This is a genomic window from secondary endosymbiont of Ctenarytaina eucalypti (assembly GCF_000287335.1).
Classification (GTDB): domain Bacteria; phylum Pseudomonadota; class Gammaproteobacteria; order Enterobacterales; family Enterobacteriaceae.
In genome coordinates this window covers 254,887-275,550 of the sequence record NC_018419.1, presented here as the reverse complement: position 1 = coordinate 275,550, position 20,664 = coordinate 254,887, and the positions used below count along the sequence as shown (strand labels likewise).

The following is a 20,664-nucleotide window of genomic DNA, read 5'->3' as shown; positions in this document are numbered from 1 at the left end:
AGCACTCTTCTTCTTTTTCTATCTGATTAGCGAATTAATAATCTCTTTTTGGAAGAAAAGAGTTTTTTATTAATGCAGAAGACATAGCTAACGGATTGATGCTGCTGTCACGGCTTCGTTCTATTTGAGAGTTGTGTTATACGTAGGCTAATGAAAAAAAATGAAACCGTAGACTGCTTGAAAGAAACGATGTTATGAAATGAACATAGCAACATGAGCCAAGGATCATCTGCTTTTATATGTTCAACCACGGTGTGTTTTTTTATTAAGTTATTTTAAAAATGAGCAATAATGCATGAAGAGACTATTGCATAGTATATTTCCATATTGCTACCGTAACTTACGCGTCATTTACAACCACCACAGGTGTATCCCGAACAGCTCGTCTTCTCAACTATTTCATCTCTATGGGTTAGTAGCGGAGCCGCACTGCTACCCGCGGTGCAATCGCGCTCATAAGTTCATAGCTGAGAGTTCCGGCAGCGCTAGCTACCTCATCGATCTTGATGTTATGTCCCCACAGTTCGACCTTAGACCCAATGCGCGCCAGCGGACAAGGCTGCAAATCTACCATGAGCATATCCATAGAGACTGTGCCTAAAGTGCGTGTTCTAAAGCCGTCAACGAAAATCGGTGTTCCCGTAGGCGCATGTCGCGGATACCCATCCGCGTAACCGCAGGCGACGCCACCGATGCGCTGAGATTTGCTTATCTGGTGCCGGCCGCCGTAACCGATGCGCCCTCCTGACGGCACAGCCTGCACAGCAATAAGTTCGCTTTGCAATGTCATAACTGGCTTCAGACCGCTGGTAGAGATGTCTTGCCAGTCACCGCTGGGGGAGGCTCCATAGAGCATAATGCCCGGTCGAATCCATTGCCCATGGGTTTCTGGATACCACAACGTGGCGGCAGAGTTGGCTAAGCAGCGCGGACCCACCAGCCCCGCGCCTGCGCGTGTTACCACGGCCATTTGTGCCTCGACCCCTTCTGGCATATCGGCATAAGCAAAATGAGTCATTAAGGTTAGCGTCGCCACCTGTTTGAGCTTACTCAGAGCTTGCCAGGCATCAGGTAACGCTCGATCGCTGAAACCCAATCGATTCATGCCGCTGTTTAGTTTGAGGTAAATGTTTAGCGGTGCATGCGGGGTTATGCTCCGTAGAGCGTCGATCTGCCAGTCGTTATGCACGACGGTGGTCAAACGATAACGATCGATGTCTTTTAAATCAGCTGGCTTAAAAAAGCCTTCTAGAAGAAGAATAGGACCGAGCCAGCCGATATTCCGTAGCAGGATTGCCTCATTAAGATCTAGTAGCGCAAAACCGTCCGTCTTTTGCAATCCTCGCCAAACAGCATGCAGGCCATGGCCATAGCCATTAGCTTTCACCACTGACCATACGCGCGCACACCGCGCATGACGTCGAACAATACTTAAATTTGATGCCAGCGCAGCTAAATCCACCGTAGCAATAATTGGACGTGGCATAACAACTACTCTTGAGCTTCGATTTTTGTTGAAGAAATAAAACTGTGTGAAAAGTTCGCTAACGGCAAAGCTCTTGTGCTGCTATGAGAATGTTATTTTGCATTCTTAATATTCCAATCCCGTGCAGTACTGAGGGCGCTGCCGTATTCCTGCCCTTCACGGCATTCTCATACGTATTCAAACTCAAATAATCACCAAGAAGTATTTTAAACGGAATCTAGCGCTTTTATTCATGTCAGTACCACCGTGAGATGCCTGCCGGATTTTTTCAGGAGATTGACATGCTTTGATTTGGCAAAAACTCTTCATTAGTCACACTGTTGTGCTATAAACTGAGACACATAATATCATTTTTCACGCTTAGTTACAAATGGCACTGATGCCTTGCTCTGCGCTTATTGGTACTCTCGTACGGGACAGATCCCCGTCTTCTTCATATTATACTTGACCCCGGCGCTATCAATGCTGCAAGAAATATTTGTAATCCCTATTAACGTTACTTTGCTAATGCGTACCATACCTAACCGCGTGCTGAACAGCATGTAGTCTACATCTCGCAGCATCATTACGTGTAAGTTTTAAAATCGAGCCAACAATACTATTGCAGCCCTCTGCGAAAAGCTACATGCATTTCATTATAAAAACCGTAGTGATAGCTTTATCTGAGCAGAAAAGTAGTTGGTTTTCCTCAAAAACCTTTCTCTATCCACACAGCAATAGCTGACGTATACATTTATCATGCGTATAGAGTCGCGGGACTCTGGGACCTAACTGCGAGTACATTAATCGTTGCTTTTAAAAGACAGATTGCTTATAGATGTAATTTTTTGAATTCATGTCATGCATTTAACGAGCGATCATCAAAAATTTCGATATTTTCAATAAAAGATTCTTTTACCACACGTAGACTACAGTGTGCATGTCTTAGGTTAAAAATGATCCTTCTTATTGCGTAATAAGGAAAAAACACTCCATTCAGCGCCGAAAATGGGATAAATATTGAGTGCCTTCTGTAAGCGAAGGTCATGACAACGTAAGAAAAGATTTATTCTACGCTCTACATACAGCGTTGTAGGCAGACTTGGCTGTTTTTTTAGACGTAATTTTTTAATATGCTGTTTATAACCTCTAATAACCCCATCTTGGGGTAAGATGCTGGCCGCAAAATCTAAATTACTTAAAGTATACTCATGAGCAGCGCAAATGAATGTGTCGGGAGGGAGCTGATTAATCTTCTGAAGAGACTCGTACATCTGCTTAGGATGTCCCTCGAGCAACCGCCCGCAACCTGCTGAAAAAACCGTATCACCACAAAAAAACCAGGGTGCGCTGTAAAATCCAATATGTCCGAGTGTATGACCGGGCAAGCGCATTACCCTAAAAGTATGATCCAATAATATTACGACATCGCCTTCATCAACAATATGTGTAGCACCTTTGTCATAAGTTTCCTTCGGGCCATAGATTGGCAATGTGAAATGCCGAAGTATCTCGACGACCCCTGCCACATGGTCGGGGTGATGATGGGTTAATAAAATAGCAACTGGAGTCAGGTGGCGATTATCCAGCGCTTGTAATACAGGATCTGCTTCACCTGGGTCGATAACCAGGCATTGGCTATCGTGATTATGTAACAGCCAAATGTAATTATCCGACAAGGCTGGAATGCTGACAAGATTCATTTTTAACCTCGTTATTTATCTAAAAGATTTTAACTAAGACTCACAAACATGAAAGCAGCGCAAAGTAAAAAGAGTATTGTAAGGCTTACCTCATGGGACGATATGCCCTACGGGGCTTACTATCGCCAGGCACTGGGGCAGGAGTTAAAAGCGTGGTGGCCTAAGCTTTTCGGATTGTATTTACTCAAGATCGGCGCTTTAAGCGCCGATCTTGATACTAGAGATTGCGCTATTTTTCATCAGATTAATGTGGGTCTTGAAGGTAAGTGTTTGCACGTTATTGCCGAGCCTCACCGATTGCCATTCTCCAACAAGTCGACAGATGCTTGTTTGCTGGCCCATACCTTATCCTATACCGGGCACCCCCGTCAGATCTTACGAGAAGTCGATCGAGTTCTGCTTGATGATGGCTGGCTTGTGATAACGACATTCAACCCCGTGAGCTTGCTAGGGCTAGGTAAAATATGTCCGATTCTTTTTCGTCGCCATCCCTACAGGAGTCGTATGTATACGCAAATACGGCTGCTGGATTGGCTGGGGGTGCTAAATTTTGAGATATTACACTGCATGCGTCTACAGGTTTTGCCATGGCGACAGCATGGGGGGCACCTACTCAGCATGTGTTTTCCCGTTATTGGTTGCCTGAGTCTGATCATCGCGCGTAAACGGACATTTCCCCTCAGTTTGATGCCGATGCAAAAACAATCTACACACGGATTGCAACAGCCGATAAATGCAAGCACCTGCAGTTACCCGCAGTGATATGTCCGGAAGCAGAGTGATGCTGATTCATCTTGAGGGATCGCAGAACATACTCGCGTTAAGCGAATACCCTCCATCTTCTAAAGCTAGCCGACGACTAATAGCGGTTCGCGCCAACACGTCGCAGCGTTCGTTTTCCGGATGCCCCGCATGGCCCTTGACCCAGGTCCATTTCAGATTATGAGGGTGAGTGGCTGCGTCTAGACGCTTCCATAAATCAACATTTTTTACTGGCTTTTTATCAACGGTTGTCCATCTCCTCTGTCTCCATTGATGAATCCATTTTGTAATGCCTTGGCGGAGATACTGGCTATCGGTGCTAATCACGACCTCACAGGAGTCATGCAGTGCCTCTAGTGCCACAATAGCCGCCATCAACTCCATTCGGTTGTTAGTCGTCAGGCGATAACCAGCACTGAAGGTTTGTTCATGCTGCTTATAACGCAATATAGCGCCATATCCGCCGGGGCCGGGATTGCCTAGGCAGGAACCGTCAGTAAAAATTTTAACTTTTTTGAACATCTTTGCTATAATTAGTTTATGTTAAAATCCCAAGTCTGACATAAAAAATCATGATGAGCACTGAAATTACGCGACAGATTATCCTGGATACTGAAACTACCGGCATGAGCAAGGTGGGGCCCCACTACGCAGGACACCGGATTATAGAAATTGGTGCGGTCGAGGTTATGAATCGTCGCCTGACTGGTCGGAACTTTCACGTCTACCTGAAGCCGGATCGGCTGGTAGCCCCTGAAGCATTTCATGTACATGGCATCAGTAATGCATTCCTTTCGGATAAGCCGACATTTTCTGACATAGCAGATGAATTTTTGCAGTTTATTTGTGGAGCCGAACTTGTCATTCATAACGCCCCCTTTGATATCGGATTTATAGACTATGAGTTTTCGATGCTGCATCGCGGCATCTCTAAAACTTGCACCTTTTGTAAGGTGACGGATAGCCTGCTGCTAGCACGCAAACTGTTCCCTGGTAAGCGTAATAGTCTGGACGCGCTATGCGTCCGCTATCTCGTAGATAATAGCAAGCGTACCCGCCACGGTGCTTTATATGATGCTGAAATACTGGCGAACGTTTTTTTGCTTATGACCGGTGGCCAGACCGCAATGCATTTTTCGATGGCAGATGAAGATGAGCAAAGCAAAGGGGGCGGGGGCGTGCAAATCCATCGGGTACCACGAGGTCAGAAATTTTTGAAGATTATTTATGCTAGCGATGAAGAAATTTTTTCCCATGAACAGCAATTAGATCTACTAAAGGAAAAAAGTGGCAGCTGTTTGTGGCGGGAACAAAAAACTGCTCAAAGCGAGTAAAATACTTTGTTATAGGTGACAAAGAACTCAGGAATCTGCCTGTATCATAAAATAATTTTTCAGCACATGCAGGTTATTGATGACGCTCTGCTTTGACTGTATTCTGAAATATTTTTTTCGATGCAATATGCAAGTGCAGTACGCTGATTCATTCGTGCATCATGTTTGATTTTTAGGGAGAAGCCTTGATTGCCAGTGCTTGAAGATAGATAATTTATTAAAGCCCTGCGATTTCAAAGGGCAGGGTTAGGTTTTTATTATTCAAAATAACTAATGCCATTTTTTAGCAGTAGTGCTGATTACATAGTTAGTTATTTATAGCACGCTTAATTTATAGCTTGTGCTATAGGTTGAAGACGTGGTGCTAGAAAAATCAACGTATAGTGCAATCGCTCTCTCGCAGCGAATAAAGCGACACATGAAACTATCTAGTTCTGATTTATCGAACCACAGTGCTATTTATGTATTAACTCTTCTCAATGTGATGAAATGGGCCTGACCTAAAAATCAGATCAGTGTCGGCTAATGGTGCTGTCGATAAAAATTACTATTCAATACTCTCTTTCAGACGACCATAAAATTCTCTGATACCACCGCAGCTGGTGTCCTAAGATTAGCCATCTCTGAGACTATACTTCCAACGAAACTGGGGCGCATCAAGGTGCAAGCAGCGGTAACAAGATACCTAGCAATAGACCGTAGTGGTAACTGTGGGTATCCGACATTGAACTAGCGGAGAGAAGCAGTTATATGCTTATTTAGAATGCTGCTGGTCCTTATTTGAGTCTGCCTGAGTATCTTTTCTAAGTGCCAGGGTAAAAAAGACTTCATTAGATTACGCTGCTACAAACGTCTTACGGTCTCTGCATCACCTAAAAAGCAACACGTATGGTTGTGTAGATGTATAAATTTTTATTTATTCAATAGCATTATTCTGGTGATTAAATGATTGCGCGGGAGATGGAGGCTGATAGCATTCCCTTCTAAGCAAGATTAAGCATCAAAGACATGTATCGCTAAATACATGCATGGATTACTTTTGTTACATTAAAACGTAAAAATATTTTTTACAGTAGCGTTTATACTGAGTGCTGTTATGTATATGTCCTCCTACCTGTACCCCTTCTGATATGAGGTTTACCGAAGCGTCGTCATTTCCTTCTCGATGAGCAGGACTAGAATATGAATGGCCTTGATATGCATTTCCTGAATTCGATCGGCATACCCGACATGGGGCACGCAGATTTCTACATCCGCGCTACCAGCTATTTTTCCCCCACCTCTTCCCGTAAGGCAGATAACCCGCATCTTTTTTCCGCGCGCCGATTGAATAGCCCGGATAATATTTTCTGAGTTACCAGAAGTGGAAATGCCAACCAAAAGATCGCATGAATTTCCCACTGCTTCAATATAACGCGAGAAGACCTGCTCATAACCAAAATCGTTGCTCGCGCAAGATAGATAGCCGGGGTCAGAAATAGCGATCGCGGGATAGCCTGGACGATTTTCTCGATAACGTCCGGTTAATTCTTCTGCAAAGTGCATCGCATCGCAGTGTGAACCACCGTTGCCGCACGAAAACACTTTTCCACCGGCTTTAAAAATATCGGCAATCAGTTTAGCTGCCGCTTCAATAGATTGAATATGATGCTCATCACTAAGAAAATTTTGTAAAGTTTGCAGGGCTTCGTTAAGTTCGCTGCGGATTAGATCCTTATACATGTGTCGTCCCTCAATCAATACTGGCGATATTGATGAAATATTCCACCTAAAGTCTATCAGCATCCTGTCAAAGTGACTGAGGTTTATTGATTGGTGATACTCAAAGACACAATTACAGTACACCACTACTACTCTTGATGCTATCTTTTATTAGTTGTACGCAAAATGATGAAGTGTGAGTTCTGTGTATACTAGATCAGAAAGAGAGTGGTTTAATCAATAAACTTTATGCCGGTAGCACTGAGTGCGCTGAGTTGTCTCTGTAAAATAGAAGCATAGAATGAGACCTCATAATATGAGGGCGTCCTCGAGATTAAAAAAATTTTACTCGATGTTAGATGGCAGAGCAGCATCTACCGCCAGATGTTAAAAAACAGCAAGTATCGGCAAGCATCTAACAATATTTAGCACAACACCTTTTCCCATGACTCATACATACAATCTTTTTTAATAGTCTTTTTGCACTCAGCGAGTGATAGAGACTCGCACTCATTGACCACACTTCATTTTTTATGAAAGCCGCTTGTTTTATAAAAATAAACATTTTCCTGCTGAATAGCAAAACATCTCTAAATATTCGACTGATCTATGCGTGAGCGATGATGTGCATGATCAGATGTGGTCTATTTTTTTATGACTGAGATTATTATAGAATCTCAATCTAATTCAGAAAATTATCGTAATCGATTATTTCAACGACTAATGAGAGAATAAGAAAATTCGCCTAAAAATAGCGGATTTAATAAATGGGTATAGTTTTGAATAGAAAATTTATGACTTTCAGATAATATTAAAGAATGACTTTTTCGCACCATGCGGCTATTATTGAGTACACTGTTTAAGTGTCGGGCGTATCCTCGTAATTCCATTTTTGATATCATGAAATAAATGTATTATAAAGGTTTTACTGACAAACAGCCTGTAGGTATCTCTCATGTGTTTAGGAGTTCAGTTCAGAAACCCAGAAAGCGTTTATAGAAACGCATAACAAACTTTAAACAGTTGATGAAAATTAGCCAAGCCTATTTGGCCGATGTCTGTTATTTAAAACAGGGCATAGCATTAGCAAATTACTGAATACCTAACTTTTATTTAAAAATCCCAAATTCATAAACATTACTCGCAGCCGTGTTTGTTGAACAGGCTGGGCGCTGAACCAAAACAAGCTAAAAGATATTTCGATTTAGTAGAATCATAGTGTCAAGAGTCTTATTACTCGATTTTTTCTCACCATTGAGGATAGTGATATCGAATCAGGCAAAAAGTAAAATCCTGCTTGTAGAGGGAAGGTATCAATGAGAGGTTAGTAAAAGAGTGAGCGTATATAATAAATATCGAGGTTGATTATCTTTTGATATATATAGCCGGAATATGCACTTATGAAAAAATTGTGGAACGTAATAATTGTATTCTCGAGTGCGGAAATTTTTACTTCTTCGCATGCAAGAATTTTCCAAGAGGAAAACAACACTGATCCTGAGATACTATTACTAGAGCTAACCTGCTCTTTTTTTGATTTAGTAGAGGCTGGTTGTACGCTGTGGAGATTCAGACGGTTGACTAAACTAATGGTTTAGATTTTATTATGTTTAATAAATGTTGTTAAAATTAGAAAAGATGCATTAAAGTATCATGCCCTCGAATAAGGGCCGTATCAATTTCAGAAAATATAGATCGAAACTTATGCTATTTACCTCAATAAAAATTAAATAATATCAAGTTTAGATGGTTTATTTTTAACATCCTATAACATCATCTTGTAATTTTAAGAAAAAAATTGACGTTCATTGCATATCCTAAGACCTTGAAGTCTATTAGAATTGCGAGGATGAATATTCAGCTAAAAGGAATGGTAGTATGTTAGATTGAATTTTTCCTCTTTTTTTATCTATGCAAAGCATGTATTGGCGATTTCTTGCATTTTGCAACAAAAAATTAACGCCTCTAGATGATGGGCTCACTGTGATTCTGTGCCTGTATGTTTTTGATGATTTAAAGCGTGCAATTATGTTTATTAAAGAAGAACGATATTTTATGCACGGAATCTATAGAATAAAAAAGATTTTTTTTTTAGGGGTGTTAAGATATTATAAATTATATTTTATGTAGTAAAACAGGGTACTGATGTACAGCTGCTAGTGCACATATTGTGCAATGTTCAGCAACATAGCATTTTGTCTTTTGAAGTTTCATATTTTTCTATTTGTTAGTGATCTTGTCTACCGATCAAGGCTGCAAATTAAGGAAAAACGCATGCCCGTTATAACTCTCCCTGACGGCAGTCAGCGTCAGTTTTTACATCCTGTCACTTCTCTTGATGTTGCACGCGCCATTGGTCCTCGATTAGCCAAAGCGTGCATCGCAGCCCGCGTTAACGAGAAACTGGTGGATGCTGTCGATCTCATCGAGCACGATGCTAAGCTTTTCATAATTACAGCTAAAGATCAGGTGGGGCTAGAAATTATCCGCCACTCGTGCGCGCATTTGCTGGGGCACGCCATCAAACAATTATGGCCGAATGCAAAAATGGCAATCGGTCCTGTTATTGACCAAGGCTTTTATTATGACGTCGAGCTCGATCATGTCCTGACCCAGTCTGATCTCGACCAGCTAAACAAGCGGATGCAGGAACTGGCTCAAAAAGATTATCCCATAATTAAAGAAAACGTTAGCTGGCAACAGGCTCGTGATGAATTTTTCGCGCGGGGCGAGGATTATAAAGTAGCTATTCTCGATGAAAATATTAGCAGATATGAACGCCCCGGGTTGTATCATCATGAAGAATACGTGGATATGTGCCGCGGACCGCATGTGCCAAATATACGCTTCTGTCATCACTTCACTTTGCAAAAAACGTCTGGGGCCTACTGGCGTGGCGACAGCAAAAATAAAATGCTACAGCGTATTTACGGCACAGCTTGGGGTGATCAGAAACAGCTAAATATTTATTTGCGGTATTTAGCAGAGTCCGTGAAGCGAGATCACCGTAAGATCGGGAAACAGCTTGATCTCTATCATATGCAAGCAGAAGCGCCGGGCATGGTGTTTTGGCATCATGATGGCTGGACTCTGTTCCGCGAGCTAGAAGCTTTTATAAGAATGAAGCTGCGAGATTATCAGTACCAGGAAGTGAAGGGAGCGTTTATGATGGACCGCATGCTTTGGGACAAGACCGGGCACTGGGAGAATTACGCCGAGCATATGTTTACCACATCGTCCGAAAGTCGGGAATATTGCATTAAACCCATGAACTGCCCGGGGCACGTGCAGATTTTTAATCAGGGGCTAAAATCTTACCGTGATCTGCCGCTGCGTATGGCGGAATTCGGGAGCTGCCATCGCAATGAGCCATCCGGTTCGTTGCATGGGCTGATGCGTGTGCGAAGTTTTACTCAGGACGATGCCCATATCTTCTGTACCGAAGAGCAGGTGCGCGATGAAGTAAACAATTGCATCAAAATGGTGTACGATGTATATGCTACGTTTGGCTTTGAAAGAATCTTGATCAAATTGTCTACCCGTCCTGCAAAGCGCATCGGTAGCGATCAAGTTTGGGACCGGGCAGAGCAGGATTTGGCCTCCGTACTAACGGAAAATGGTATTGCCTTTGAATACCATTCAGGAGAAGGGGTTTTTTATGGTCCGAAAATTGAGTTTACGCTTTTAGATTGCCTAAATCGCGCTTGGCAATGCGGCACGGTGCAGCTAGACTTTTCACTCCCTGCACGCTTAAACGCCTTCTATGTGGGAAGAAATAACGAACGGCTAGTCCCAGTCATAATTCATCGAGCTATTTTAGGATCAATGGAACGATTTATTGGGATAATAACAGAAGAGTATGCGGGTTTCTATCCTACCTGGCTAGCGCCGACGCAGGTGGTAATAATGAACATCACCGATAAGCAGTCTGAATATGTTGCAAAAATAACGGAAAAGCTGTCAGCGGTAGGTATCCGAGTAAAGGCAGACTTGAGAAATGAAAAAATAGGCTTTAAAATCCGCCAACACACTTTACTTCGTGTGCCTTATATCTTGGTCTGCGGAGATAAGGAGATGACACAAGGTAGGGTTGCCGTGCGCACGCGTCGCGGTAAAAATTTAGGTAGCATCTATGTTAACGAGCTTATTGAAAAGCTGCAGCACGAAATCCGCTGCCGTAGTATTAATTAACTGGAGGGATAAAGTATTAAAGGCGGAAAACGAGTGCAGACAGCACGTCCCAATCGTATTAACCGAGAAATTCGCGCTGCAGAGGTTCGTCTAACGGATATCGACGGCGAGCAGCTTGGTATTTTCAGCCTAAGTGAAGCGCTTGAAAAAGCTGAGGAAGAGCGCGTTGATTTAGTCGAAATCAGCCCCAATGCTGAACCGCCGGTTTGCCGAATCATGGATTACGGCAAGTTCCTCTATGAGAGGAGTAAATTAACTAAAGAACAGAAGAAGAAGCAGAAAGTTATTCAAGTTAAAGAAATCAAATTTCGTCCTGGCACCGATGAAAGCGACTATCAAGTAAAACTACGCAATCTAGTGCGATTTCTGGGAGATGGTGATAAAGCCAAAATCACCCTACGGTTTCGTGGTCGTGAAATGGCGCACCAGCAGATCGGAATCGAAGTGCTGAACCGTGTTTGTCAAGATCTCAGTGAAGTGGCGGTAGTAGAATCTGCCCCTTCAAAAATTGAAGGTCGTCAGATGACCATTGTTCTCGCACCTAAGAAGAAATAGTAAAGTTTTAAAATTAAGGCGCTCTCTAGCGGCGCCTTCTCTTATGTGTTGCATATTATTAATAATAAGTGGTAGAGATAGACTCATGCCAAAACTAAAGACAATACGTGGTGCTGCAAAGCGCTTTAAGAAAACGGCTTCAGGCGGTTTCAAGCGAAAGCATGCTAATATCCGTCATATTCTGACTAAAAAATCTACTAAGCGTAAGCGTCACCTCCGCCTAAAATCTATGGTTTCTAAAGGGGATCTAAGGTTTGTCGTGCGTTCCCTACCGTATGCGTAAGCGTTATTTTAATAGATTTCAATAAGACTTTAGGAGAAAGAATGTGGCTCGTATAAAACGAGGTTTGGTTGCACGTGCACGTCACAAAAAAATCTTAAAACAAGCAAAAGGTTACTACGGTGCACGTTCACGCGTTTACCGGGTAGCCTGTCAGGCGGTTATTAAAGCAGGTCAATATGCTTATCGTGACCGTCGTCAAAAGAAACGTCAGTTTCGTCAGCTCTGGATCGCGCGTATCAATGCTGCTGCCCGGCAGAACGGTATTTCTTATAGTAATTTTATCAATGGCCTCAAAAAAGCCTCTATTGAGATAGACCGTAAAATACTTTCGGATATCAGCGTGTTAGAAAAATCCGCTTTCTCCGCTCTAGCAGATAAAGCGAAACATGCCCTATCGTAAGTTAGGTGCAGTAATAAAAACCGTGCCATTTCCTTTTAGGCCGAAAGAAAACGATTTAAAAACATATCAAACGCTAACAAAGTTCTGCAAGCATGAATGCTTGCTGGTTTCGTTTGTTTTTTTAATTTAGCAAGGCTTGTTTAAAGAAGAACATTGTCTACTATAGGTGCAGTGAACAAATCAAGTACTGATTAACGTAAGCTGAGCACTCTTAAAAAACAGAGTTTCATGCTGTTCTGCGACTTATTTGGGGTTAGATAATCCTTGCTGTCTCACGTCTATCATTTTTTCATGAGGTCTAATTGCTATACCTTAAAATTCTGAACGTTAGTTGATTCACGTAACCTTCAGCACAAAAAGCTACTTATTCAACCATTTATAAAAAAAAACAATAGACACGAGACAGCAAGGATTATCTACTTAAATATATTTAAAAGCAGCATGATTTTTAATCATTCAATAATGCTTACCCCGCTTGGACAGGCGGGGTAGGCCACGACACGAAAATAGCGCTAGTAACCCTCTTGAGGGGAAAAATGCTGTATTGTTTTCTAGCGGCAGCGCTACGCGCTGTGGGTGAGCCAGGCGACCTCGCTCCTTTTTTGATGCTGAAGCTCATCTATTATAGCAGGATGAAGAGGAAAGCAATGCCACATCTCGCAGCGTTGGTTGTGCGGATAAAAGCAGCCATCGAAAATTCCCAAGATATAAACGCTTTAGAGGCCGTGCGTGTCGAATATTTAGGCAAAAAAGGGTATTTTTGCCGGCACATGACAGCGCTTCGGGCTCTATCGCCAGATTCTAGGCCGGCAGCAGGCGCTATACTTAACCAAGCCAAGGCAGAGGTACAGCAGGCGCTGGCTAAACGCAAGTCTGTGCTAGAACACTCTTCCCTAGGAGCACGACTAGCGACCCAGACATTGGACGTCTCGCTACCTGGGCGACGCCTTGAAAATGGAGGACTTCACCCGGTATCGCAGACTATTACGCGCATTGCGCGGTATTTCAGAAAACTAGGGTTTTCAGTGGTTACCGGCCCCGAGATCGAAGATGATTATCACAATTTTGACGCCTTGAATATTCCGGCTCACCATCCTGCACGCGACGATCACGATACCTTCTGGTTCGACGCAACCCGATTATTACGTACGCAGACTTCTTGCGTACAGATTCGTACCATGAAGACTCAGCAGCCACCGATACGTATTCTTTCTCCGGGACGGGTGTACCGCAATGATTACGACCAAACTCATACGCCGATGTTTCATCAGATAGAGGGGCTAATTATCGATACCGATATTAGTTTCAGTAACCTGAAGGGCACCTTGCATGATTTTCTACGTGATTTCTTTGAAGAAAATCTACATGTGCGTTTTCGCCCATCTTATTTCCCATTTACAGAGCCCTCCGCTGAAGTAGACTGCAGGAGAAACAACGGTCGCTGGATGGAAGTGCTGGGATGCGGCATGATCCATCCGAATGTGCTAAGCAATATCGGTATTGATCCGGAAATCTACTCTGGCTTCGCCTTCGGTATGGGCATGGAGAGGTTGACGATGCTAAGTTACGATATCAGGGATATACGCGCATTCTTTGAAAACGATCTGCGTTTTCTTAAACAATTTAAATAAAGGCAAGATAAAGATATGAAATTCAGTGAGCTATGGCTCCGTGAATGGGTCAATCCACCCATAGATAGCGACGCGCTGGTAGCACAAATGACAATGAACGGCTTAACAGTAGATAGCGTGGCGCCGGTCGCGGGTCGTTTTACCGGCGTTGTCATTGGTCATGTAATTGAATGCCAGGCACATCCTAATGCCTACACATCGTGGGTGACGAAGGTGGATATTGGCCTTGAGCGATGCTTGGATATCGTTTGCAATGCGCACAATTGTCGTCCCGAGATGCGGGTTGCAGTAGCTACAATCAGCTCCCTTCTGCCAGGCACTTACAACAGCAAGACAGCAAGATTGTGCAGCGAGTTGTCTGACGGCATTTTGTGCTCTTTTTCTGACCTAGGAATTTCTGGCGACGACCATTCGGGTATCATCGAGCTGCCTACTGATGCTCCTATCGGCCAAGATATCCGCTCTTATCTTCAGCTTGACGATCATACGATCAACATCAGCGTTACGCCTAACCGGGCCGATTGCCTAGGATTGCTAGGTATTGCCCGCGATGTAGCGGTTCGTAACCGCATGACGCTAGTGCAGCCAGTGATCGAGACGGTTATGCCGGTTATCGGCGATTCACTTCCAATTCGCATTGAGGCAGGTGATGCCTGTCCACACTATATGTGCCGGGTAATAAATAGTATCAACGTTAGTGCAAAAACGCCGCTGTGGATGAAGGAAAAACTACGACGCTGCGGTCTACGATCGGTAGGCTCGGTGGTGGATATCACCAAATACGTGCTTTTGGAGCTAGGACAGCCAATGCACGCCTTCGACCGGCATCGTATCGAGGCCGGGATCGTGGTACGTTATGCTACGCCGGATGAGCCTCTAACCTTGCTAGACGGCAGTAAGGTCAAGCTCTCGTCTGATACGCTAGTGATTGCTGACCGTGGGAAAGCATTGGCTATAGCAGGAATCTTTGGCGGGGCGGCTTCCGGTATTAGCCCGACTACCCGAGACGTTGTACTAGAATGCGCCTTTTTCCAGCCATGGGCCATTACTGGCCGTGCCCGCCGTTACGGATTGAACACTGATGCGGCGCACCGCTATGAGCGCGGAGTGGATCCAGAGCTGCAGTCGCGCGCTATGGAGCGGGCAACGACGCTGTTGCTATCAATTTGCGGCGGTCAGCCGGGACCGATTACTAATGCGGTCTCCAAAATTGACTCAGGACACCCCACTACCATCCAACTTAGACGAAAAAAATTGAAACGTCTGATGGGTCATATTATCCCAGACGAGGACGTAAGCGATATCCTTACCCGTCTTGGCTTCCAGATCAGCGGTACCGAGGACGGATGGCAAGCCCTAGCACCGAGCTGGCGTTTTGATATGGCTATTGAAGAAGATTTGATTGGGGAAGTCGCTCGAGTATACGGTTACGATGCAATTCCAAATGTACCTGTGCGCGCTGATCTTATAATTCCGCTTTATCGCGAATCGGCGCTTCCGCTGTCACGAGTTAAAACGTTGCTGGTCGATCGCGGTTATCAGGAAGCCATTACTTATAGCTTTGTCGACCCTACAAAACAAGCACTACTACATCCTCAACAAGAGCCTCTAGTGCTCATTAGTCCGATTTCACGGGATATGTCCGCTATGCGTTTGTCATTATGGACCGGCCTGCTTAATGCAGTAGTCTATAATCAGAAGCGTCAGCAGCATCACATTCGCTTATTTGAAAGTGGATTGCGTTTTATGTCTGATAGTATGGCTGATCTAAAAATTAGTCAGGATCTAATGCTAGCCGGGGTTATTGCTGGCCCTCGGTTCAATGAACACTGGGATCAAGTGCGCGACTCAGTAGATTTTTATGATGTTAAGGGAGATCTTGAGGCAATACTTGAGCTTACCGGAAAATTAGACGATATTGAATTTAGAGCACATAAGCATCCCGCTCTACATCCTGGCCAGAGTGCCGCGATTTATCTTGAACATGAAATAATTGGATTTGTTGGTATGATTCATCCCGATATTGAGGAAAAACTAAGTGTCAATGGCCGTGCGCTAGTGTTTGAGCTTCTCTGGGAGAAGATTTCGAAGCGAAATATACCTAAAGCGAATGCAATTTCTAGGTTCCCCGCTAACCGCCGCGACATTTCTGTAATTGTAGCTGATGACTGCCCCGCAGCAGATATTATCGCGGAGTGTAAGAAGATTTCTTCAAATCATTTGGTTGGCGTAAACTTATTTGACGTGTACTGGGGGAGAGGCGTATCGAAAGGCTTTAAGAGCCTAGCCATCAGTCTCATTTTGCAGGATACCACTCGTACACTGGAAGAAGAAGAGATTGCTGCAACCGTTGCAAGCTGCATAACGGCACTAAAGCAGCGATTCCACGCATCCTTGAGGGATTGAACGTATGGCGCTTACTAAAGCTGAAATATCCGCATACCTATTTGCAAAGCTCGGGCTTAGCAAACGGGATGCTCGAGAAATAGTAGAACTTTTTTTTGAAGAGATGCGAAAGGCGTTAGAAAATGGCGAGCGGGTAAAATTATCATGCTTCGGTAATTTTGATTTGCGTGATAAGAATCAGCGGCCCGGTCGTAATCCAAAAACGGGAGAAGAGATTCCGATCACTGCTCGTCGGGTGGTTACTTTCCGCCCCGGTCAGAAATTGAAAAACCGTGTCGAATATGCTTCTCTGAAAGACTAAACCGGGTGTAACGAGAGGGTTCTTGCCAGTAATCTGCTCACTACACCGCTGTGTTTTACAATGCCTGCGAACATGCCGCCGTCTCGAGGGTATGAACTTTAATTTTTTATAGATAAATAGGGTGCTAAGGGCTACAAATTGACAGATCCTGATATGTTTTCAGCGAGCCGGTCAGGCATAGTACCCACTATCTTTTTTTGTTGAATAAATAAAAATTTAAGGGAAGCTCTCTGATAAGGTCACTATAATTATTATCCGGTTATGCGCTTTGGTGATAGCTAAGTACTGCTTGTATGTGCCTGTCTACGTATGATTTTCGCGCAGACTCTAAGAACCGCTTTAAAATATTCGAATGCTGATTTTTAAACGCAAGGCCATGCGAAATAGTATAACTAATACTGCTCACGCCGACGGTATTAGGTTAAAATTCTTTATTTCTTGATTACGACAAGCATCGTAATCGTAATGTCTATCGTGATGTTTTAACAGATCTTCAAATTAGCCAAGATACTTGCATCTTCTGCGGAGAACCAGACGATAAAAAAGCGTAAGTTATGCCTGTATTTGTCGATATGTGCTTGCAGAATAGTCTTTCCATGACTCTTCATCAGAGTCTTTAGTACCAGTTTTCTTAATCATACAATCCTTCATTTTACGGCGTGTTGACATTTTAATTTTAATATTAGATTTCTTTTTTCTTGGCGAGAAAGCATAGCTCTTGCATGTTACTGTGAGTGCTAGAAGTTTAAAAATTGTGTCAACAACTCGCTGTTAATCGCTCAGGGTAATTCTGAATACCTATTTTATTATTTTCATTTTTTTGATCCTAAGATTTAAGTAGATAAGTAGTCGCCTCCGAGAGCTGAGGGAGGCGTACTCAAAACATGCATGACTAGGTAACGCATTCGTCTCATCTATACTGTCAGAAAACTGTATTGCTTGACGATCTTTTTTCAGTGATATTAAGTTGTGATGTGTAAACTTGTGTGTTGCTATAGGGCGAATGCATTGCATGAATAATGTGCGCTAAACCGATGATAAAGAAAAATTTTGATTGATACAACCAAGTTCCGATTGACTTCATGCACAGCTTTACTGCTGCATAAACATTCTCTACTGGAGCGAATAAGGCAGAACTACCAAAAACTAGAAGCAATCTAAGCTACTTTCACTAAAAGCATATAGTCTTTGTATTTCACTAATTCCCTTAAAGGGTGTAATATAAAATCAATAGAACTAATGTAAAATAGATGCATATATGAATGCGACACGACCGTTATTTTTTATTACCAAAGATACATAGAGAGCAACAGAGTGCTGATTGTACTATATTCTAGGTAATCGCTTATCTTCAGTAAAAATATACCAGCGTATTAAAAATATAATCTCACTCAAATAAGCTGACTGATAGCAAACGGCTTAGTCATCAAAGCATTTTTAAAAACATACAAGAACACCTGAAAAATAGAATGACATAGGCTATCTATAATGATCAGCCACTCTGCATCAGAGGGCTAAATAATTATTTAAAACGCCAGGAAGGATTTAGCATTAAAGCAGGGGGCTGAGAAAGTAGAATAGCCGTTCAACAATGCGCTGCCAGTAAGGACGCTTCGACCAGACCCCGCTCTCAAGCAGCTGCGATCGAGCAACATAATCCCTCTGAACGCGTGCTAAATCCCTACTGAAATTGTAATCATCTATAACTAGCGTTATCTCAAAATTCAGCCACAGGCTGCGCATATCCAAATTTACGGTTCCCACTAAACTTAATTGACTATCAACCAAAACACTCTTGGTATGCAGTAATCCACCCTCAAACTGATGAATTAACACGCCAGCTTCTAGAAGTTCAGCGAAGAAGGCCCTGCTGGCCCAGCCCACAAGCATAGAATCGTTATTGCGAGGAATGATAATATGCACATCAACGCCGCGCTGTGCCGCGGTACAAATAGCGTGTAGTAAATCATCGCTAGGAACTAGATAAGGCGTGGTCATCACTAATTGCTCGCGTGCTGCGTATATGGAAATGAGTAAAGCTTGATGGATAACCCCTTCGGGAAAACCGGGTCCCGAAGCAATCACTTGAATGGTATGTCCGGAGGATTGCTCAAACGGCATAATATTGACGTCGGGTGGAGGTGGCAGAATGCGTTCACCGGTTTCTATTTCCCAATCGCAGGAGAAGATGATGCCCATGACCGTGGCCACTGGCCCTTCCATGCGCGCCATGATATCGATCCATTGGCCAACGCCGGCGTTTTGTTTAAAAAAGCGCGGATCTACCATGTTCATGCTGCCGCTGTAGGCGATATAATTATCAATTAGAACCATTTTTCGATGCTGGCGCAAATCCATGCGGCGTAGAAATATACGCAGAACACTGACGTGCAGCGCTTCTACAATATGCACTCCGGCAGCGCGCATCACTGCAGGGTAGGTGCTGCGAAAAAACGCTACACTACCGGCTGAATCAAGCATTAAACGGCAGCGTACGCTGCGTTGTGCTGCGGCCATTAAAGCTTGGGCTACCTGGTCCACCTGACCCCCGACTTGCCAAATGTAGAATACCATCTCAATATTATTTTCTGCTAGACTGATATCGTGAATTATCGCCCGTAGCGCAGCATCGGTGCTGGTTAAGAGTTGTATTTGATTTGCTTTTAAGCCACTTATGTGCTGACGATGCTTACAAAGTTGGAATAAAGAGCGCGCTACATCACTGTTTTCACTAGAAAACATGCGGCGATAACCTTTTAAATCTTCAATCCATCGGGTAGTAGAAGGCCAAAGCGCTTTCCTACATTCAGCTCGGCGTTTACCTAAATTGAGTTCACCGCATAAAAGATAAGTAATAATCCCCACTAGCGGAAGAATATAAATTACCAGAAGCCAAGCCATAGCTGAAGGCACGGTGCGACGTTTCATCATAACCCGAAGGGTAACGGCGGCAATTAACAGCCAATAGCCAAAAAGCAATAGCCAGTTGATGACGGTATAAAAAGTTGTCATGGGGCTGAAAATCCTGTTCACAAAACGTTACTTTCAGTGTACGCATAAGGTGACAAAAGAGGCAATGCTTTTACTGAACGCCCGATCCGCCGAAAAACCTGAGTCAGCTGGCCGGGTCTCCGCGCCGCGACGGACACTTTGAACAATAAAATCGGCCGTATACCCCGTGAAGATGTGAGAAATAAAATTCTTATTTTCTTTCCCTAAGACATGATTTTCGGTGTTAATACCTAATATTGCGGATGAGATCGACGTAGAGGCGTCCGTATTTTTTGGTATGCGGCTTGTCGCAACCGCGTCGACGCACCTAGAGACAAAGTTAGCATGACTTTAAGAGCACGTCGTTTCCTCATCATCTCTTACTTTATGATGCGATCTTGCAGCGAACTATTAATGCACGAAAAGAATAAAAGAAAATCTATTTATTCAATCACTGCCTCAATAGCACATCATAACAGTAACGTGTCTCGTAAGTAATTTTAGATATTGCGTACCGCATGATTTTGTCAGGGTCTTGATTAAATACAGATAAAATTATATATAAATTTTGCCTTGCTCAGTAAATCGGCATAAAGCATTGCATGTGTCGCATTGTTTACTACAAGACATCCCGTATCCCCTGCTCGTACTTTTTACAGCCTTCTGCAAGACTGCATAGGCGCTTTAACAAAATATTCACCACCTAAGAGTCAAGGACTGCATAGATTATTGCACCGGTCGTTAATTTATGCATTACACAAGTAACTATTTTGATTTACGTTTGAAAAACGAAGCATTTGAAGATACTGACGAAGAGTGCTATCAGTGTAAAAAGCAAGTCAATGAAGGACTTTCAAGCTCGTAGTAAGAAGAAAAATACCTGTTCATCATTAGCGCTGTAGTGATGATTTCATTTCAGGAGAAAAGTAATCAGTTCGCTA

General features: G+C 43.3%; 14 protein-coding genes. 9 read left to right on the top strand and 5 right to left on the bottom strand.

The features are described 5' to 3' along the window. Positions 1–412 precede the first annotated feature (412 nt). Positions 413–1,486: a catabolic alanine racemase DadX gene (gene dadX / locus A359_RS00745; protein WP_014887873.1), complete on the bottom strand. Its 1,074-nt coding sequence runs from the start codon at positions 1,484–1,486 to the stop codon at positions 413–415. 929 nt (positions 1,487–2,415) lie between these two features. After that, entirely contained in the window at positions 2,416–3,168 is a 753-nt protein-coding gene (gloB, locus tag A359_RS00740; protein ID WP_014887872.1) for a hydroxyacylglutathione hydrolase, read from the bottom strand. 48 nt (positions 3,169–3,216) lie between these two features. Between gloB and A359_RS00735 the strand changes: the two genes are divergently transcribed. Beyond that, positions 3,217–3,930 carry a class I SAM-dependent methyltransferase gene (locus A359_RS00735; protein WP_014887871.1) on the top strand — a complete coding sequence of 238 codons (714 nt, stop codon included), beginning with the start codon at positions 3,217–3,219 and terminating at the stop codon, positions 3,928–3,930. A gap of 27 nt (positions 3,931–3,957) precedes the next feature. On the opposite strand, the gene rnhA is transcribed toward A359_RS00735, so the two are convergent. Next, positions 3,958–4,452, bottom strand: a complete 495-nt coding sequence (gene rnhA, locus A359_RS00730) for a ribonuclease HI (RefSeq protein WP_014887870.1) — start codon at positions 4,450–4,452, stop codon at positions 3,958–3,960. 53 nt (positions 4,453–4,505) lie between these two features. On the opposite strand from rnhA, the gene dnaQ reads away from it, so the two are divergent. After that, positions 4,506–5,264: a DNA polymerase III subunit epsilon gene (dnaQ, locus tag A359_RS00725; protein ID WP_044104676.1), complete on the top strand. Its 759-nt coding sequence runs from the start codon at positions 4,506–4,508 to the stop codon at positions 5,262–5,264. A gap of 1,137 nt (positions 5,265–6,401) precedes the next feature. Here dnaQ and lpcA read toward each other — a convergent pair. Continuing rightward, positions 6,402–6,986, bottom strand: coding sequence for a D-sedoheptulose 7-phosphate isomerase (lpcA, locus tag A359_RS00720; protein WP_014887868.1), 585 nt, complete (start codon positions 6,984–6,986; stop codon positions 6,402–6,404). 2,253 nt (positions 6,987–9,239) lie between these two features. Here lpcA and thrS point away from each other — a divergent pair. The 7 genes from thrS (at position 9,240) to ihfA (ending at position 16,732) form a co-directional block, all read left to right on the top strand. Next, positions 9,240–11,156 (top strand): threonine--tRNA ligase, encoded by a 1,917-nt coding sequence (gene thrS / locus A359_RS00710; RefSeq protein ID WP_014887866.1) that lies wholly within the window; start codon positions 9,240–9,242, stop codon positions 11,154–11,156. Between the two features lie 15 nt (positions 11,157–11,171). Continuing rightward, positions 11,172–11,711: a translation initiation factor IF-3 gene (gene infC, locus A359_RS00705; RefSeq protein WP_044104443.1), complete on the top strand. Its 540-nt coding sequence runs from the start codon at positions 11,172–11,174 to the stop codon at positions 11,709–11,711. 85 nt (positions 11,712–11,796) lie between these two features. Next, positions 11,797–11,994, top strand: a complete 198-nt coding sequence (gene rpmI / locus A359_RS00700) for a 50S ribosomal protein L35 (RefSeq protein WP_014887865.1) — start codon at positions 11,797–11,799, stop codon at positions 11,992–11,994. 43 nt (positions 11,995–12,037) lie between these two features. After that, the gene (gene rplT / locus A359_RS00695; protein ID WP_014887864.1) at positions 12,038–12,394 is read left to right on the top strand and encodes a 50S ribosomal protein L20; all 357 of its coding nucleotides are present in this window, start codon (positions 12,038–12,040) and stop codon (positions 12,392–12,394) included. Positions 12,395–13,041: 647 nt separating this feature from the next. Further along, complete coding sequence (pheS, locus tag A359_RS00690) at positions 13,042–14,025, top strand: phenylalanine--tRNA ligase subunit alpha (protein ID WP_044104673.1); 984 nt, start codon at positions 13,042–13,044, stop codon at positions 14,023–14,025. 15 nt (positions 14,026–14,040) lie between these two features. Further along, a complete protein-coding gene (gene pheT / locus A359_RS00685) occupies positions 14,041–16,431 on the top strand; it encodes a phenylalanine--tRNA ligase subunit beta (RefSeq protein ID WP_014887862.1) in 2,391 nt (796 codons plus the stop codon). Positions 16,432–16,435: 4 nt separating this feature from the next. After that, positions 16,436–16,732, top strand: a complete 297-nt coding sequence (gene ihfA / locus A359_RS00680; protein ID WP_014887861.1) for an integration host factor subunit alpha — start codon at positions 16,436–16,438, stop codon at positions 16,730–16,732. Positions 16,733–18,283: 1,551 nt separating this feature from the next. Here ihfA and cls read toward each other — a convergent pair. Further along, positions 18,284–19,744: a cardiolipin synthase gene (gene cls / locus A359_RS00675; protein WP_014887860.1), complete on the bottom strand. Its 1,461-nt coding sequence runs from the start codon at positions 19,742–19,744 to the stop codon at positions 18,284–18,286. Positions 19,745–20,664 lie beyond the last annotated feature (920 nt).

Coding starts and splice junctions, on each gene's coding strand:
- dadX (WP_014887873.1), bottom strand. CDS start 1,486: ATGCCACGTCCAATTATTGCTACGGTGGATTTAGCTGCGCTGGCATCA.
- gloB (WP_014887872.1), bottom strand. CDS start 3,168: ATGAATCTTGTCAGCATTCCAGCCTTGTCGGATAATTACATTTGGCTG.
- A359_RS00735 (WP_014887871.1), top strand. CDS start 3,217: ATGAAAGCAGCGCAAAGTAAAAAGAGTATTGTAAGGCTTACCTCATGG.
- rnhA (WP_014887870.1), bottom strand. CDS start 4,452: ATGTTCAAAAAAGTTAAAATTTTTACTGACGGTTCCTGCCTAGGCAAT.
- dnaQ (WP_044104676.1), top strand. CDS start 4,506: ATGAGCACTGAAATTACGCGACAGATTATCCTGGATACTGAAACTACC.
- lpcA (WP_014887868.1), bottom strand. CDS start 6,986: ATGTATAAGGATCTAATCCGCAGCGAACTTAACGAAGCCCTGCAAACT.
- thrS (WP_014887866.1), top strand. CDS start 9,240: ATGCCCGTTATAACTCTCCCTGACGGCAGTCAGCGTCAGTTTTTACAT.
- rpmI (WP_014887865.1), top strand. CDS start 11,797: ATGCCAAAACTAAAGACAATACGTGGTGCTGCAAAGCGCTTTAAGAAA.
- pheS (WP_044104673.1), top strand. CDS start 13,042: ATGCCACATCTCGCAGCGTTGGTTGTGCGGATAAAAGCAGCCATCGAA.
- pheT (WP_014887862.1), top strand. CDS start 14,041: ATGAAATTCAGTGAGCTATGGCTCCGTGAATGGGTCAATCCACCCATA.
- ihfA (WP_014887861.1), top strand. CDS start 16,436: ATGGCGCTTACTAAAGCTGAAATATCCGCATACCTATTTGCAAAGCTC.
- cls (WP_014887860.1), bottom strand. CDS start 19,744: ATGACAACTTTTTATACCGTCATCAACTGGCTATTGCTTTTTGGCTAT.